Source organism: Petrotoga olearia DSM 13574, assembly GCF_002895525.1.
Classification (GTDB): domain Bacteria; phylum Thermotogota; class Thermotogae; order Petrotogales; family Petrotogaceae; genus Petrotoga; species Petrotoga olearia.
The window spans coordinates 126,162-142,301 of record NZ_AZRL01000004.1; the positions used below are offsets into that span (position 1 = coordinate 126,162).

The 16,140-nt window shown below is 33.9% G+C and carries 15 protein-coding genes; 7 read left to right on the plus strand and 8 right to left on the minus strand.

The genetic code is table 11. The features are described from left to right. Nucleotides 1-5: 5 nt before the first annotated feature. Both rplU and X929_RS02440 read right to left on the minus strand, forming a co-directional pair. Entirely contained in the window at nt 6-320 is a 315-nt protein-coding gene (rplU, locus tag X929_RS02435) for a 50S ribosomal protein L21 (RefSeq protein WP_103066456.1), read from the minus strand. Nucleotides 321-435: 115 nt separating this feature from the next. Beyond that, nucleotides 436-2,523, minus strand: coding sequence for a transglycosylase domain-containing protein (locus X929_RS02440; RefSeq protein WP_103066457.1), 2,088 nt, complete (start codon nt 2,521-2,523; stop codon nt 436-438). A 534-nt stretch (nt 2,524-3,057) separates the two neighbouring features. Here X929_RS02440 and X929_RS02445 point away from each other — a divergent pair. The 5 genes from X929_RS02445 (at nt 3,058) to X929_RS02465 (ending at nt 7,109) form a co-directional block, all read left to right on the plus strand. Next, nucleotides 3,058-3,813 carry a YebC/PmpR family DNA-binding transcriptional regulator gene (locus tag X929_RS02445; RefSeq protein ID WP_103066458.1) on the plus strand — a complete coding sequence of 252 codons (756 nt, stop codon included), beginning with the start codon at nt 3,058-3,060 and terminating at the stop codon, nt 3,811-3,813. 138 nt (nt 3,814-3,951) lie between these two features. Then, nucleotides 3,952-4,641 carry a hypothetical protein gene (locus X929_RS02450; RefSeq protein WP_146255761.1) on the plus strand — a complete coding sequence of 230 codons (690 nt, stop codon included), beginning with the start codon at nt 3,952-3,954 and terminating at the stop codon, nt 4,639-4,641. A 16-nt stretch (nt 4,642-4,657) separates the two neighbouring features. Continuing rightward, nucleotides 4,658-5,461 (plus strand): CheR family methyltransferase, encoded by an 804-nt coding sequence (locus tag X929_RS02455; protein WP_103066460.1) that lies wholly within the window; start codon nt 4,658-4,660, stop codon nt 5,459-5,461. A gap of 128 nt (nt 5,462-5,589) precedes the next feature. Next, a complete protein-coding gene (gene mtnA / locus X929_RS02460; RefSeq protein WP_103066461.1) occupies nt 5,590-6,645 on the plus strand; it encodes an S-methyl-5-thioribose-1-phosphate isomerase in 1,056 nt (351 codons plus the stop codon). After that, nucleotides 6,642-7,109 carry a metallophosphoesterase family protein gene (locus X929_RS02465; protein ID WP_103066462.1) on the plus strand — a complete coding sequence of 156 codons (468 nt, stop codon included), beginning with the start codon at nt 6,642-6,644 and terminating at the stop codon, nt 7,107-7,109. The genes mtnA and X929_RS02465 overlap by 4 nt, the downstream gene beginning before the upstream one ends. A gap of 12 nt (nt 7,110-7,121) precedes the next feature. Here the strand turns inward: X929_RS02465 and X929_RS02470 are convergent, their stop codons facing one another. From X929_RS02470 to X929_RS02495, 6 genes are read right to left on the minus strand one after another with little or no spacing between them, the layout of a single operon-like run. Beyond that, nucleotides 7,122-8,249 carry a family 1 glycosylhydrolase gene (locus X929_RS02470; RefSeq protein ID WP_103066463.1) on the minus strand — a complete coding sequence of 376 codons (1,128 nt, stop codon included), beginning with the start codon at nt 8,247-8,249 and terminating at the stop codon, nt 7,122-7,124. A 14-nt stretch (nt 8,250-8,263) separates the two neighbouring features. Next, the gene (locus X929_RS02475; RefSeq protein ID WP_211286712.1) at nt 8,264-9,409 is read right to left on the minus strand and encodes an ABC transporter permease; all 1,146 of its coding nucleotides are present in this window, start codon (nt 9,407-9,409) and stop codon (nt 8,264-8,266) included. A 49-nt stretch (nt 9,410-9,458) separates the two neighbouring features. After that, nucleotides 9,459-10,157, minus strand: a complete 699-nt coding sequence (locus X929_RS02480; protein ID WP_103066465.1) for an ATP-binding cassette domain-containing protein — start codon at nt 10,155-10,157, stop codon at nt 9,459-9,461. Continuing rightward, complete coding sequence (locus X929_RS02485) at nt 10,154-11,221, minus strand: efflux RND transporter periplasmic adaptor subunit (protein ID WP_103066466.1); 1,068 nt, start codon at nt 11,219-11,221, stop codon at nt 10,154-10,156. The genes X929_RS02480 and X929_RS02485 overlap by 4 nt, the downstream gene beginning before the upstream one ends. Continuing rightward, nucleotides 11,218-12,561, minus strand: a complete 1,344-nt coding sequence (locus X929_RS02490; RefSeq protein ID WP_103066467.1) for a TolC family protein — start codon at nt 12,559-12,561, stop codon at nt 11,218-11,220. Before X929_RS02490 ends, X929_RS02485 begins: the two co-directional genes overlap by 4 nt. Then, nucleotides 12,558-13,559 (minus strand): TolC family protein, encoded by a 1,002-nt coding sequence (locus tag X929_RS02495; RefSeq protein WP_103066468.1) that lies wholly within the window; start codon nt 13,557-13,559, stop codon nt 12,558-12,560. The genes X929_RS02490 and X929_RS02495 overlap by 4 nt, the downstream gene beginning before the upstream one ends. Before the next feature lie 256 nt (nt 13,560-13,815). On the opposite strand from X929_RS02495, the gene ftsH reads away from it, so the two are divergent. Next, nucleotides 13,816-15,708, plus strand: a complete 1,893-nt coding sequence (ftsH, locus tag X929_RS02500; protein ID WP_103066469.1) for an ATP-dependent zinc metalloprotease FtsH — start codon at nt 13,816-13,818, stop codon at nt 15,706-15,708. Nucleotides 15,709-15,745: 37 nt separating this feature from the next. Then, nucleotides 15,746-16,015: a metal-sensitive transcriptional regulator gene (locus X929_RS02505; protein WP_103066470.1), complete on the plus strand. Its 270-nt coding sequence runs from the start codon at nt 15,746-15,748 to the stop codon at nt 16,013-16,015. Nucleotides 16,016-16,140: the final 125 nt, after the last annotated feature.

Sequence of the window (16,140 nt, forward strand, 5' to 3'; positions counted from 1 at the left end):
TGGAGTTACCCTTCAATTTCTTTTATTTTTAGAGCGGTATATTCCTGTCTATGACCTTTTTCTCTTCTATAATTTTTTCTTCCTTCAAATTTGATTATTTTTACCTTCCTATCTTTCCCATGCTCTACAACCTCGGTAATTACTTTTGCTCCGTCCAAATAGGGTTGACCAGCTTTTTTCTGGTCATCTTTACTTAAGTAAATAACTTTGTCTAAAACTAACTCGTTCCCTGGATCGACATTTTTTACTTTCTCAGTGTAAATAACTTGATCTTTTTCTACCTTGTATTGTTTACCATTAAAATAGACTATGGCGTACACTTCTGCACCTCCAATCTCTCAGAATTTTCTAAAATCCATTTGCCTATTTTACCATCTAAATAAACTGGTAGTATTAATTAATTGTTAATTTTAAAAAAATAAAAGTAGAAATTTTTTACTCTAAGATCTTTTCGATGATTTTAGATTGATCAGGATATATATACTTTATTTGATTATAAATCTCCATTAATTTTTCTTGCGTATCTTTATCGATAGTAATGCTGTTCAAGTAACTTTCCAAATCGTAACCGTTTTGAATGAAAGAAAATGGATCTTGAAAGAAATCCATCAGATTCTCTTTTTTCCATTGTTCGATTTCTTTCATCACATCAGGATAAAGATACTGAATTTCTCTCAAGGCTGAATTAATATTTTTTTCAAGTTCTTTAAATGGATAATCCAACTTCACAGAATTTAAATACCCCACAACGTTCCCCCCTGTGGAAACGAAATCAATAGGACTTTCAAAAAATGAAATACTTTCTTGTATACTTTTTAAACTAAGGTAAACATAGACTTCTTCGCTTTGGCCATAATAAAGTAAAGAAGTGGCTATCTCTCTTGCCAAGGGGACAGCAGTGTAAGAAGATAAAAGATCTTCCCCTTTAACCATACTGGTTAACACCTCGCTACCTGTGTATCCAACAAACCAAGCTGATAAATCAGAAGTTCCCGTTTTACCATGTAAATCCAAATCTAAGACGTTTGCTCTTTGCCCTGTCCCTTCCAGCACGACTTTTCTCATCAAAGTATTCATTGCGGCATATGAATCATTGGATATATCCTCAATCTTTCTTTCAATATTTGGATGTCTTTTATATATTAAATTCCCTTTCTTATCGTAAACTTCAGTAATTATGTAAGGAGATGGAATAAGACCGTAATTTGGGAAAATTGAATAAGCTTTTGTAAACTCGTATGGACTTGTCTCCAGGGTTCCCAACGCCAAGGTTAAATCGTTCGGATATTTACCTTGAACACCTACAATATTAGATAGAAAATTTTTTATTGTTTCTATAGACCTTTGCGGAGATATATCAATATGAGAAGCGAGATAGATAGAAGGAATGTTTATAGAATCGACTAACGCTTCTTCTAAAGTGACCGTTCCTCTGTATGTTTTATCGAAGTTTTCTGGAGCCCAATCACCAAATTTCATAGGCTGATCTGGAAGTGTTGTATCTTTATCATAACCATTTTCCAAAGCTAAAAGATAATAAAACGGTTTAATAGCAGAACCAACTTGTTGTTGGGAATAAAAAACATCGTATTCCCCACCCCAAAAGCTTAATATTTCACCTGTTTTGTTGTTGATCACAATTGCAGAGGTCGATGAATTCACTGTAACAGAATCAAATAAATTCTTATTAAAGGTGGTTTTTATAGTATACCCACCACCTTTTAAACCTATATTTTCTTCTTCAGCTTTGATTCTATAAATTAGATTTAAATATCTTTCATCGTAGGTTTGAGGATAGAAAACCATTTTATCTATTTTTCCTGTAAGGATATCTTTTCCTTCTATTATGAAATTATTAGGCAACGAATTTAAAACTATCATCCCTTGATTTTTAGCCCTTTCTGGGTATTTATAGGGATTGTAAACTTCTGGTCCGTTTATTATCCCTATTAAAACAAGCATTTCTTCGTAACTTAAACTTTGTAAGTCTTTTCCGTAATATCTTTTTGCTGCAGCCCCAAATCCAGAAATATCGTTCCCTAAATAAACACTGTTGACATAAGCTTCCAAAATTTCTTCTTTAGTATAAGACCTCTCCAGAAAGAAAGAAAGCATAATATCCATTATTTTCCTCTTAATAGTTCTTTCATTTGTAAGGTAAACAGTTTTAGCAAGCTGTTGAGTTAGTGTACTCCCACCTTGAACTATAGAAAAGTTCTTTATATTTGTTAATGCGGCTCTCGTCATCGCTTTAATATTGATTCCATTATGTTCATAGAATTCTCTATCTTCCGTCCACAAAAGGAAGTAAATTAATTCTGGAGGTATTTCGTCTAACTTAACATACTTATATTTTGTAGATAGTATTTGTTCCCCATTATCGAATAGATACGTATTGTATCTAGGATCCACAAGAAAAATAGAAGTTGAATTGTTGTAATAATCGTATATATAGAAAAACAAAGCAAAAAAAATTGCCATTCCAGTAAAAAAACCTATAATGAAACTCTTTATAAAAAACACCTCCGCTTGTTTGCTGTATTGTGCAAACTATGTTTTTTTGCTGCTTTATGCAAAATAGTGTTTTATAATCCCTTAGAAACGATTTCCAGTTTCTCATTTGTGAAACAAATGATGTGTTCCTTTAGAAATGTTTTCCAAAATCTCTTTTGCTATGCAAACGATGTACCACGCAAATGATGTTACGCGAATTTGGGGAGTTTGAGGGGTTTACCCCTCAATGTCCGGGGTTACCCCTTAACGCCTGAGGATATCATACCATATTTTGATTTATATTTTTTGAAAATTTTAGTAATAAATTATATTATAAAAAATATTTCGCTTGTTTTTCCAAATAAAAAATGCTAAAATAATGGTGAAAGAAATTATAAGTTTTAAAATTTCTCATAAAAGCAAAAAATAGTAATTAAATTGATAGAAAACAAAAATGCTTATGTAATCCTTAAAAGTATAATAGTTTTTGTCAAAAATTTAATTGATTTAAGGAACCGCAATAAAAATAATTTTTATTCAATGTTTGTTAGGAGGTTGAATATTATGTCAGGACATAATAAATGGGCAAATATTAAACACAGAAAAGGCGCACAAGATGCAAAAAGATCTCAAATGTTTACAAAACTCATTAGAGAGCTTACAATAGCTGCTAGAGAAGGCGGAGGAGATCCAGAAGCTAATCCACGGTTAAGAACAGCTATAGAAAACGCTAAAGCAGCTAACATGCCTAAAGACAAGATCGAATCAGCTATAAAAAAAGGAACGGGTGAATTAGAGGGTGAAGAACTTACCGAAATTATGTACGAAGCGTACGGGCCAGGGGGAGTTGCTCTTCTAATTTCTGTTGTAACTGATAACAAGAACAGAACCGCTCAAGAAGTTCGCCATGTTCTGTCGAAATGGGGAGGGTCTTTGGCAGAATCAGGTTCTGTTTCGTGGAATTTTGAACGAAAAGGGCTGATAACGATCCCCAAAGAGGAAGTCGAAGATATCGACGAATTAATGTTACTCGCTGTTGAAGTCGGCGCAGAAGATTTGGATGAAACCACCGATCCTTTGGAAATCATCACCGCTCCAGAAAATCTAACTCAAGTTAGGAATGGTCTAAAAGAAGCTGGTTATACTGTTTCTGAAAAGCTAACCTTTTTACCTAAAACAACCGTTAAGCTATCTGACGAAGACGCCGAAAAATTATTAAAATTGTTAAATGCCTTAGACGACATGGATGACGTTCAAGAAGTATTTGGAAATTACGAGATTGAAGATGAAGTAATGGAGAGACTAGCTGCAAATATGTAAGAGCCCACAGGTGGGGACGTAAGTCCCCATTTTAAATTATTAGGGAAAGGAAAATAGAATATGAAAAAATTTCCCTTTTTATTTATATTAATTGTGTCAATAATCTCCACCTTGAGTTTCCCCTCTAGTCCGTCAAAGGTGCTTTTTCTAAGTGATTTTACTGGAACTTTGAAAAACGAATTTATTTTTGATTTAAAATTTGAAGATATATACGAAACTAATTTCAATTTTGACTTTGAATCTTCAGAAAACGAAGTTCGATTATCGAATGTTGATAATATAATTAATTATTTCAAATTCGATCAAGCGGGCTTCGAATTTTCGTATAGAAATCCAGGAAATAGAAACGATCCATATTTTTTAATAGGAAATTTTAATAGTTTTAGCATGGTTTTAGACGATTATTTTGTCCTAACATTCAGTGATCTAGAATTTGGTATTATCTTTCAAGAATCACTTTTTAATATGTCCTTTTGGACTAAGGCGACAGATCTTTCTCAATCAAAAGTTGGTTTGACTATAGCAACTTCAAACAAATTAGGCATATCTCTCGGATTTGAAGATATTATGAAATTTTATTTTCGAGCGGGAGATTTACTTTTTTCTTTAGATGATAATACACTTGACTCAGTTTATATTTTGAATAAAGATTTCTCATTAGTGTATAATGCAAGCACACAATCCCTTTTGATAGATTCTATTTACTTTGATAAAAATGAAGAAAATTTCTATTTTCGTATACCTGTTACCAAAAATTTATTTCTGACTTATTCAAATCTTGGAATAGGTATTTCTTTTTATATAGAACTCCTGCGTGAAAACAACTAAAAATGGAGGAACAAAGATGTCAGAATTTTATTCTTCCCCTTTTGATGACGAAGATTACAAAGTATTTTTGAAAAAGTTGGTAACTCATTTCAATCTAGACCTCTCTGGGTACAAACAACACAGAGTAAGGCGTAGAACAGATATATTACTCAAAAAATACGGAATTAATTCGTATGGTGAATATCTAGATTTATTGTTGAAAAATAAAGATAAGTGGCATGAGTTTTTAGATAAACTCACCATTAACGTCACAGAATTTTTTAGAAACCCAGAGAAATGGGAATATTTAAAACAAGAAATAATCCCTGATCTCATGAAAAATCAAAAGCCAACGTTAAAACTCTGGAGCGCAGGTTGTTCTACAGGAGAGGAACCGTACACACTTGCGATAATATTACATGAGTTAGGCATTATCAACAAATCAAAAATAATTGCTTCAGATTTTGATGAAGGAGCTTTGCAAAAAGCCAAACGCGGGATATATAATGAAAAAAGTTTAATAAACTTAAACGATGAATATATAAGAAAGTATTTCACAAAAATAGGAGAAGATAAATACCAAATAAAAGATTTCATCAAAAATAATGTTACTTTCAATAAAATGAACCTCCTATTTGACGATTTTGAAAAAAATTTTGACTTAATCATATGTAGAAATGTTGTCATATACTTTGACAACGATGCTAAAGATAAGCTATACAAAAAATTCTACGATGCCTTGAATCCTGGAGGAGTCCTGTTTGTTGGTTCCACAGAAAGAATTTTCAACTACAAGGGTTTTGGCTTTACTTCCATTGCTCCTTTTTTTTATAAAAAATGATCTTGTAGATAGAGGGTGGGCTGCGGGGCGAAGCCATATTCCTTTATCCTTATGGGTGGACTGCGGGGCGAAGGGGCGCTGAAAGAAGCTTTAGGGATTTTAAAATCAAAATGTTTAGGAGGAAATAAATGAAAAATATAAAAACTATGACAATGGAATGGACAGGAAACAGTCTAATCTTGATAGATCAGAGGTATTTACCCCTCGAAGAAAAGTATGTAGAATGTAGAAATTATCTTGATGTTGCCAACTCAATAAAAGATATGGTAGTAAGAGGAGCTCCTGCTATAGGAGCAAGTGCTGCGTTTGGCTTCGTTTTAGGGGCAAAAGAGTTTTCGCATCTTTCTGACAAGAATCTATTTTTAAACAAATTAGAAGAAGTAAAAAACAGTTTATCTAAAACCCGACCTACCGCAGTAAACTTATTTTGGGCGTTAAACAGAATGGATAAACTTTTAAAAGAAAGCTTACAGAATAAAGAAACAAATGACATTGTAGGGATATTGGAAGAAGAAGCCTTAAAAATCGCATATGAAGATATTGAAATAAATAAACAGATCGGTAAGAACGGAGAATCTTTATTAAACGATGGGGACACTGTTTTAACACATTGCAATGCAGGAGCTTTAGCAACCGTTGATTATGGAACCGCTTTAGGGGTTATTAGAGCAGCCGTAGAGAATGGAAAAAACATCCAGGTCTTTGCGGATGAAACGAGGCCCTACCTTCAAGGAGCAAGATTGACCGTTTGGGAATTGATTAAAAGCGGTATCAAAACAACACTAATTACAGACAATATGGCAGGTTGGGTAATGAAACAAGGAAAAATAAACGCTGTAATAGTAGGAGCCGATAGAATCGCTCGTAACGGTGACGTTGCAAACAAAATTGGAACTTATTCTGTAGCTGTTCTAGCAAAAAGACATGGTATTCCTTTTTATGTAGCTGCTCCTCTTTCAACTATAGACATAGAAACAAAAAATGGTGAAGGTATCCCCATTGAAGAAAGAAACCACAACGAGGTAAGATTTTGTCACAAAACTCGTTTAGTACCAGAAGATGTAAATGTTTACAACCCCGCCTTTGATGTAACTCCAAATGAATTAGTTACGGCTATAATTACCGAAAAGAAAGTCCTAAGACCTCCCTATGAAAAAAACATAGTGGAAGTGGCCACCCTTTGAAAATACTTGTAATTAGTGATCTACACATTCCTATAAAATCAGATTTGAAAAGTCTAGACAAATTAAATATTGGGCTTTATGATCAAATATTCTTACTTGGAGATATCGTAGAAATCGAAGTGTTGAATTACTTAGAAAATCAAAAGCCCATACTTCATGCTGTGTATGGAAATATGGATGATTTTTATATAAAAAATCGACTTCCTGAAAAATTGTATTTAGAATTATTCGGCAAAAAAATAGGTCTTATACACGGTCACCAAACCGGTCCAGCTGTACCTGATAAGCTTTTGAAATACTTAAAAAAAAGGATCGATTTGATGGTCTTTGGACATTCTCATCATCAAGAAAAATTTGAAATAGAGGATACTTTGATATTGAATCCGGGGGCTTTTTGCGAAGGAGATTATGCGGAAATAGAACTGAATGAGAGTATACTTGAAATAAAATTACTACATCTTTAATTTTACATTAAGCTAATCAATATATTTTAGGTATCTTTCGTTTATCCCATTATCTTCTATGATATTCAAATAGATTTTTGCGAAGTTTCTTAAACTGATATATCTGTTTTTATCATCTATTCTATATAGTCCTGTTTTTAAAAGATGGTTGTTGATTTTAACATCACTTAGAGAATTGTAGATATATCCAAAAATCTTCGCATTATTTTCCAAAGATTGATTAATCTTGTATAAATTATTAACTAAATAACGGCTTTTTAAACTATCATCCTCACCTGTAGCTATATTTTCAGTTATTAAAAAAGGCAGGTTATATTTAGAAGAACATCTTTTTATTACTTCATCCAGGTCAATATTATTCTTTCCATCTGAAAGTTCTCTTATCAAAGAGATATATTCTTCTGAATTTGAAGTGAAATCATTGAAATTTATTCCGATAAAATCTATATCAGATTTTTTAAAAGCGATTTTTTCAAAGAATGGACTTTCTCCCCTGACAATTACATCAATAAAAGAAAAAACTAAATCTAACTGATCTTCTTCATCAACATTGAATTCTTCACTTACCGATACTTTAGCATAAGGGTTAATACTTTTTATAATTTGAACGCTTTTATCATAAAGATTTAAGAGATTTTGAACTGTTTCATGTAATGCAAGGTTATCAACATCTGTAACTTTGAAAAATCTTCGTTTTAGGTATTCGGTAGTATGATTCAAAACGATATAATATTGAACGTTGTATTTAAAAGTGGAGACAATCTTTTCGATAATTTCTATAAATATCGAGATTTTTTCTTCGCTTTCTATATTATCAATAGCTTCTCTTTTATTGTAGGAAAGAAAATCAAAATCAATGAGGTTTACGATAGGTTCAATTTCCTTTTTACGTAGTTGTTCTATAAAGTTATTATACATAGCACAAGAATAAAAAGTGTCAAGAAATAACAAATCCCAATTTAGATGGAATCTAAAAGAATTAATTTTCAATTTCTCCAAAAAAGATAATTGTTCCTCCAAATCTTTTTCTACATTTTCAAATATTTGTTTTTTCGATCCTTCCCTTGAATTTCCTAAAAAAGACAGGAAAGGGGAGTTTACCCCCCACAAAAAGGATTTCGGAAAATCTACATTTTCCACATGCAACACCTTCTTTACTCGTATCTTAAAGCTTCTATTGGACTCAACTTTGATGCTTGGTTTGCAGGGTATATACCAAAGAATAGGCCTATTCCTGCAGATACCCCAAATGATAAAACAATCGATTTCCAAGTTATGACAGCGGTTAATCCAAAAGCTCTACCAAAATATGCTATCAAAGTGGAGAGAAGCCCACCCAATATCATACCTATTATACCAGCTACAACAGTTAAAACTACACTCTCAACTAAGAATTCCATCAAAATCCTATGCCTAGTGGCTCCTATAGCCATCTTTATACCTATCTCTCTTGTTCTTTCTTTAACGGTAACGAGCATAATATTCATTATTCCTATTCCTCCTACAACTAAAGAAATTGCAGCTATTCCTACAAGTATCACATTCATAATTCCTGTTATTTGATTAATAGCTTCTAAAATAGCATCTTGGCTTAATATACTGTACTTATCAGAATCTCCGAATTTTCTATAAAGATAAAAATCCGTTCCCATGGTTGCCAATTCTGCAGAACTTTCATCCATTGCAGAAACAAAAATAGAACTCGTCCTTCCATTCATGTGAAACAGCCTATAATCTGCTACATTATGTGGGAGTATGATCATATCATCAACATTAAACAACAACCTGCTGCCTGTTTTTTCTATAACCCCCACTACTTCAAAAGAAACTTTTCGACTACCAGTATTTCCACTTTGAATAATATTGATCCGTTCACCAACAACATTTTGTCTACCGTATAATTTATTAGCTATATTATAACCTATAACAGCGACTGAGTTTAATTCTTCTTCGTCAGCTTCATCTAACCTTCTTCCATAAGCAATCTTTAAGTTCATTATATCAAAAAAACTAGGCAAAACTCCAAATACCGATCCTGAAGTTGTTTCTCCACCACTTTCCACTGTCAGATTTGAATTTAAAACACCTGTGGCATTCTTTACTTGTGGAACCATATTTTTAATGTTAACTGCATCTTGAAACTCAAGGGGCTGAGATGAAAATCTGGAATACACAGTGGAGTTAACCATAATAATATTGGACCCTAGAGAAGAAACGGTATTGTTTATTTCCTGCCTTGCTCCATCCCCTATAGCAATTATAGTCATTACCGCTCCAACACCTATTATTATTCCCAACATTGAAAGAAACGTCCTCAACTTATTAGAACGCAAAGATCTAAAGGTCTCTTTAAGTATTTCCAACTGTGTTCACCTCTATCGATTGGATCTTCCCATCCAACAATTTTATCGTTTTTGACCCTTCATCCAACATTCTCATATCGTGAGTGACAACGACCAACGTTTTACCCATATCGTTCAACTTCCTAAATATTTGAAGGATTTCTTCTCCACTTTTTGTATCAAGGTTCCCTGTTGGTTCATCCGCTAAAAGAAAGGCTGGATCGTTAGCTAAAGCTCTTGCTATAGCCACCCTTTGTTGTTGCCCACCCGATAGTTGAGTTGGTCTATGATTTATCCTATCACCAAGCCCTACTAACTCTAATTGTTCTTTTGCTATCTCCCTTCTTTTTTTCGGAGACACACCCGCGTATATTAAAGGAAGTTCAACATTTTCTAATGCACTCAACTTTGGAAGTAAATTGAAACTTTGAAATACAAATCCTATCTTTTTATTTCTTACCCCTGCCAATTCTCTATCTTTCATTTTAGAGACTTCTACATTTTCGATGAATATCTGCCCTTTTGTAGGTTTATCCAAACAGCCTAGGATCTGTAACAAAGTTGATTTGCCGCTTCCGGAAGGTCCAATTATTATAGCATACTCACCATCTTCAACACCGAAAGATACACCGCGTAGGGCTTCAACTTTGACTTCTCCAACATCGTATATTTTCCATACCTCTTTCAATTCCATTACTGCCATCAAAATCCACCTCTTCCTGGACCTTGAGGAACAGTCCCTGGAGCGACAGGCATTCCAAATGGTATACCATAATTTTGCATTATTCTTTGTGCTTGTTCTTGAGATGGTAATATCAAAACCTTATCTCCAGATTTTAAGCCCACCGTTATTTCAACCATACTATCCGATTCTTTTCCAGTTTGTACTTGAACTGGTTCCATGCCACCTTCTGCAGTCTTTTTGTAGACTATTTTTGCCCCATTAACTCCCTCATGAATGGCGTCTTTTGGTACTGCCACCGTGTTTTCTAATTTTAAGGTAACAATTTCTACATCCGCTGTCATTCCTGAAGTCAGGTTATTTTGAAGATTATTTTGTGTAAATTCAATCTCAATTGGTATAACAACTACCCCCATATCCGTTTGAGTAGTTGGACTAATCCATGTTACTTTACCGGATTCTTCGAAATTCAAAGGATCTATTCTTATTGTTGCATCCATCCCTACATTTATAAGTGGAAAATCTATTTCATCAACAGCAGTTTTAACTTTTATTGTACTTCTGTCCACTATCGTCAAAATAGCGGATGTTGTCCCAACAATATCTCCCTTTGAAATATTTACTGCATTTACTATCCCTGAAACGGGGGCTTTTATTTCAGTTGCTTCCAAATTCTTTTTTGCTTTTTCCAACTGTAACCTTTTTACTTCTTTCATCCGTTCACCCACGTTGGTTGACGATTCATAATCATTTAAGGCATTCAAGTATGCTATTTGATAGTCAAGATCTTCTATTTTAGCTAGTATTTGACCTTCTTCAACCTCGTCACCTTTTTCTACGTATACCTCGACTATTTCTCCTGAAACTTTTGGAAACACTGATTCAATCTCAGCCGTTACGTTTCCCACTACTTCTATCGAATCTCCCACGCCATCTGATTTCACCTCATATTCTAAGTATACTAATGGTAATCCACTTGAATCAGAGGCTGTAGGTGAACTTTGTATTGGGAAAAAGATTATCCCAACAACTACAACTATAGCTATTATCACTATTGTCCATATTGTAATCTTTCTTCTTCTTTTCAATTTATATCACCCCATATGTCCACATAGTATTGCTGCATTATTCTTAACTCGTTTGTCATAATATCGTTTTGCGTTTTTTCGCTGACTAATTGTGCCCTTGCCAGGGCTATTTCTGATAATTTTAATTGCTCACGTGTTATGTAACCTTGCTCACTTAACTCTTTATTTCTATTGTAATTTTCCATGGCGTTTTCTAAATCTATTTGATTTATTTTTATGTCATAATTCAGCGTTCTTCTATTTGTTTCTAATTTTCTTATCGCATTTTCCACTTCTATTATACTTTCATCGTATGTCAAAGCAGCAACGTTTGTTTTCATAGTATCAGACGCCAACTTTCTTTCACCTTTATCCAATATAGGCAATTGAAATCCTACGCTTATACTCATTTTTTTCTTCAAGTCATTTGTATCTTTAAATGGATTCATAGACACACTTATCGTATTGAAAGGCAGGTAAGGAATGAACCAGAAATTACTTTCTATTTCCGATGCCTCTTCTTGGAGTTTCAAAGATTTTAAATCCAATCTTTCTTCAATATTCGTTGGATAGTTTTGGTTTTTGTTTATTATTCTTTCCACCATATTTTTTGTTTGATTGTACAGTTCATCTGTGTATTCAAAATATTCCAGAGGTGCGTTACTTGCTCTTAAAGTTGCTAAACTCTTTTGAGCGGTTAGTATCTGCTTTTCTAAATTTTCTTTTTCGTCTTCATCGGTTGATGAATTGTACTGTTGGTTCAGTATTTCTATTTCATCTTGGTATGTTTGAATCATCCTTTCGTTGTAATGTCTGGTGAATATATCTTCGATCGTTGTTATGAGTTCATTAGTTTGCGCCAGGTAGTATTTAGAGAGTGCATCGTAGTAAGTACTTTCAGTTTTCAACCTTTCCGCCCTGTCAATTATTGTAAGATCACGAGATAAAGAGATTGCTAACTCTGATGCTTCAGGGGTGTCTATCGTCCATTCATCTGTATTTAAAGTAAAAGGGAACGAGAGACCTACCTGGGCTCCCCATACCTCTAAGAAGTTTACATCCAAAGAAATACGAAAACCTTCTAAAGTTCCTTCCCCTCCAAAAACTAACCCTCCAATGGTTGTTCCTTTTCCAAATGGGTCTATCCCTGTTTTCACTGTATCAACAGATATACCCAAATATGGAACAAAGAATTTGTCTATTTTGTTCATGTCTAATTCTGCGCCTCGCAAGTTCAACTCCGCTTGCGTATAAGATGAACTTTTGTTTAAATTTTGTTCGTATAACTCTTCGAATGTCATCCCAAATAGGTTCAGGATTCCTACGAGAAGGGTTATTACTAAAACTATAAGTTTTTTCACAATCCTACCTCCTCAAGGCTCCTTCCTGTGTCTATTATGTAGTTGATGTATGCTTTTATGTAACTTCTTACACTTTCATAATAATTCTTTTGGGTTGTTAGATAGTTTATGTCCGCAGTATTTAGTTCCAATTCAGATACCAATCCTTTGTTGAATCTATCCTTTGTGTCGTTATATGTGCTTTGGGATAAGTTCATTCTTTCTTCTAAGTTTTTCAAACTTTTGTAAAGAGTTTCGATACTATTTTTTGTTGTTTTGTGTGCTTCAATCAATGTGTCCTGTGTGTCTTGCAAACTTAAGATATTTGTTTGGTGAGTTATCTCTGCTATTCTCTTGTTATATGCAGATGCGTTGGCAGGTAAGTTGTTGAGATCGTATTGTGAAATATCTACCTTTAGTTGAGCCATTTTTAGGTTGTAGTTGTTGTTTAAATATTCTTCATCACTGATGAATACGCCCTCATAAGTGGGAATGTTTATCTCTATTTGGTTGTAATCCCCTTCGTATAATTCTTTTAAGTCGTCTTTGGCGGTTTCTAAATTTAATTGTGCACTTTCCAAATTGTTCTGCGCATCACTTACATCGAGTTCAGAACTTTTAAGGATGTCTTCTGAGATCAATCCGTTGTTGAACAATTCAGTGTTGTTGTCGTAGGTTATCTGGGCGTTTTTTAACTGCAAATCCGCTGTTTTTACGTTTATTTCTTCTACATAAACATTGAATACTCTGTCTACTATGTCACCGTAGTAACTTTTCATAGAAGTATTATAGCTTGAAAGACCTGAATAATAACTTAATTCTCCACTTAGTTCTAACTTCTTGTTCGTTGCCTCTATCTTAGCCTTGTTGTAATCAAGGTTAGTCTTTTCAAGATCAAGTTGTGCTGTTTTGTATATTGTACTACTTGCTTTAGCTGTATCAAATACCTCTGTTAAATTTGCTGAGAACATCCCTGTTACTAAAATCAGTGTAAATGCTATCAATACTACTTTCTTCATACTTTTTTCCTCCCTTTGTTTTATTTTTTAAAATAATAAATTCACAAATCCCTTTTTAGTATATAATCTATCACTTAAATATAGCTTAAAAATTTTCTTTTTTCTAAAATGAATGTTTAAATAGTCTCTATTGTTGGGAATTTACTCTTCCTATGCTGGTAGACCAAAAATCTTTCTATAACATTTGCATATTTTATAATATTGGTATAAAATATAAGTGACATAAATTTTTTATTTTTATAAAAAGGAGGCTCTTATGAATAACAATCCGAACAGAAGAGGGTCCCTATTTGGACCGCTTTTTATATATTTTATTCTTGCTATGCTTATTTTTATGAGCATTTCTCAGTTAAATACCTCGAACATCACTGAGATAAGTTATACCGATCTCGTGAACTTAATAAATCAAGATACAATAATAAGTTTACAAATCGATACAAGTGGCCTTATCCAAGCGAAAGCCAGAAATGGACAGCTTTTTCAGGTTTATGCCCCAACTTTGCTTATGGATCAAGCTTATGTTAGAGCATTAGCAAATGATGGAATTAAGGTTGAGTATATTAAAAACACCGGGGCAAGTTGGTGGGTTACTATGCTTATCTATATGTTGCCAATAATAATACTAATGTTTTTTTGGTTTTGGATGTTCAGAAGATCCGGAACAGGAGAAGGGATACCTGGAAGCAATTACAGAAGGAACCCTGCTAAAAGATACGATTCTAGAAGAAATAAAATCACTTTCAATGACGTAGCTGGTATTGACGAAGTTAAAGAAGAGTTGGAAGATATAGTTAATTTTCTTAAAGACCCTAAAAACTTTAGCGCATTGGGGGCAAAAATGCCTAAAGGTGTACTCTTATCAGGACTCCCAGGTACAGGAAAAACCTTGGTAGCCAGAGCTGTTGCAGGTGAGGCTGACGTGCCATTTTATTTTATGTCGGGTTCTGATTTCGTAGAATTATTCGTAGGTGTTGGAGCAGCCAGAGTCAGAGATCTCTTTAAAGAGGCAAGAGAGAATAGTCCTGCAATAATTTTTATCGATGAACTGGATGCTGTAGGAAGGCAAAGAGGAACGGGTTTAGGTGGAGGCCATGATGAAAGAGAACAAACCTTAAACGCTTTATTAGTTGAAATGGATGGGTTCGATCCCCGAGAAGGCATAGTAGTAATGGCAGCAACAAATAGGCCTGATATCTTAGATAAAGCCCTCTTAAGGCCAGGAAGATTCGACAAAAAAATATTCTTGGATGTACCTGATTTGAAGGCAAGAGAGGAAATTATAAAGATTCACCTAAGAGGAAAAAAAATCACAGACGATATAGACGTTAAAAGTTTGGCACAAAGTACCCCTGGGTTTGTAGGTGCCGATTTAGAAAATATGGTGAATGAAGCAGCTCTCCTGGCAGCAAGAGACGGTAGAGATCACATAACTAATGATGATTTCCAAGAAGCGATAGAAAGGGTAATTGTGGGCCCTGCTCGTAAATCACGAAAAATAACCCCCAAGGAGAAAAAAATTATTACCTATCACGAATTGGGCCATGCAATTTTAGGTTACCTTTTACCTTACGCGGACCCTGTTCACAAAATCACTATAGTTCCTCGAGGGCAAGCGGCTTTAGGTTACACAATGCAGCTTCCAACCGAAGACAGGTTTTTAATCACAGAGCCCGAAATAAGGGATAAAATAGTTGGCATGTTAGGTGGAAGAGCCGCTGAAGAGATCGTATTCAACGAAATCACAACAGGGGCGGGGAATGATTTAAAGAGAGCTACAGAGTTAGTAAGAGAAATGGTTGCCCAATTAGGTATGAGTGAAAAGATAGGACCCATTGCATGGGGTGAAGAAGAAGGAGAAATCTTTTTGGGAAGAGAGATAACTCGAATGAAGAATTTTTCCCAAGAAACCGCTAAAGAAATAGATTCAGAGATCAAGAATTTTATTCTTAGCAGTTATGAAAAAGCTAAGAACTTATTGTTGGAAAACAAAGAAAAACTTGATCTTTTGGCCATTTATCTTTACAATAAAGAGAATATCTCTGGAAAAGAGTTCAAAAAAATGATGGAAATGGATATAGAGGAGCTTAATACATACGTTTTAAAAGATAAAGATGTAAAAGAAAAGGATCTTTTTGTGTCTTATGCCTAAAATACAACAAACAAATTAATTTAGAGAGGGGCGTCGTATGTCTTCAAATTATAATAAAGATAATTTAATCACACGATTAAAAAGAATTGAAGGTCAGGTTAGAGGCCTTCAAAAAATGTTGGAAGAAGAGAGAAGATGTGTAGATGTATTAACACAGTTGTCCGCGGTGAAAGGGGCTTTAAATAAAACCGCAGAAGAAATAATGAAAGGTTACACAAAAAGCTGTATATTAGAATATGAGCAAACAGGAAACGAAAAGATGTTAGACGAGTTAATACAAGTTTTATCTAAATTTAGAGAAATATGAATGTAGACAGGACAAATAATAAAAATTCTTTTATCCTTATGGGTGGGGAGTGTTTGCCGCAATGTGCAAACAATGTTTTTAAATGATTTTGACCTTGATTTGGGGTTTTTAAGGGGGACCCCCTT

Bases quoted from the DNA above. Each gene is read 5' to 3' on its own strand.
- X929_RS02445 (WP_103066458.1), top strand. From the start codon at position 3,058: ATGTCAGGACATAATAAATGGGCAAATATTAAACACAGAAAAGGCGCA.
- X929_RS02455 (WP_103066460.1), top strand. From the start codon at position 4,658: ATGTCAGAATTTTATTCTTCCCCTTTTGATGACGAAGATTACAAAGTA.
- mtnA (WP_103066461.1), top strand. From the start codon at position 5,590: ATGAAAAATATAAAAACTATGACAATGGAATGGACAGGAAACAGTCTA.
- X929_RS02475 (WP_211286712.1), bottom strand. From the start codon at position 9,409: ATGTTGGGAATAATAATAGGTGTTGGAGCGGTAATGACTATAATTGCT.
- X929_RS02495 (WP_103066468.1), bottom strand. From the start codon at position 13,559: ATGAAGAAAGTAGTATTGATAGCATTTACACTGATTTTAGTAACAGGG.
- ftsH (WP_103066469.1), top strand. From the start codon at position 13,816: ATGAATAACAATCCGAACAGAAGAGGGTCCCTATTTGGACCGCTTTTT.
- X929_RS02505 (WP_103066470.1), top strand. From the start codon at position 15,746: ATGTCTTCAAATTATAATAAAGATAATTTAATCACACGATTAAAAAGA.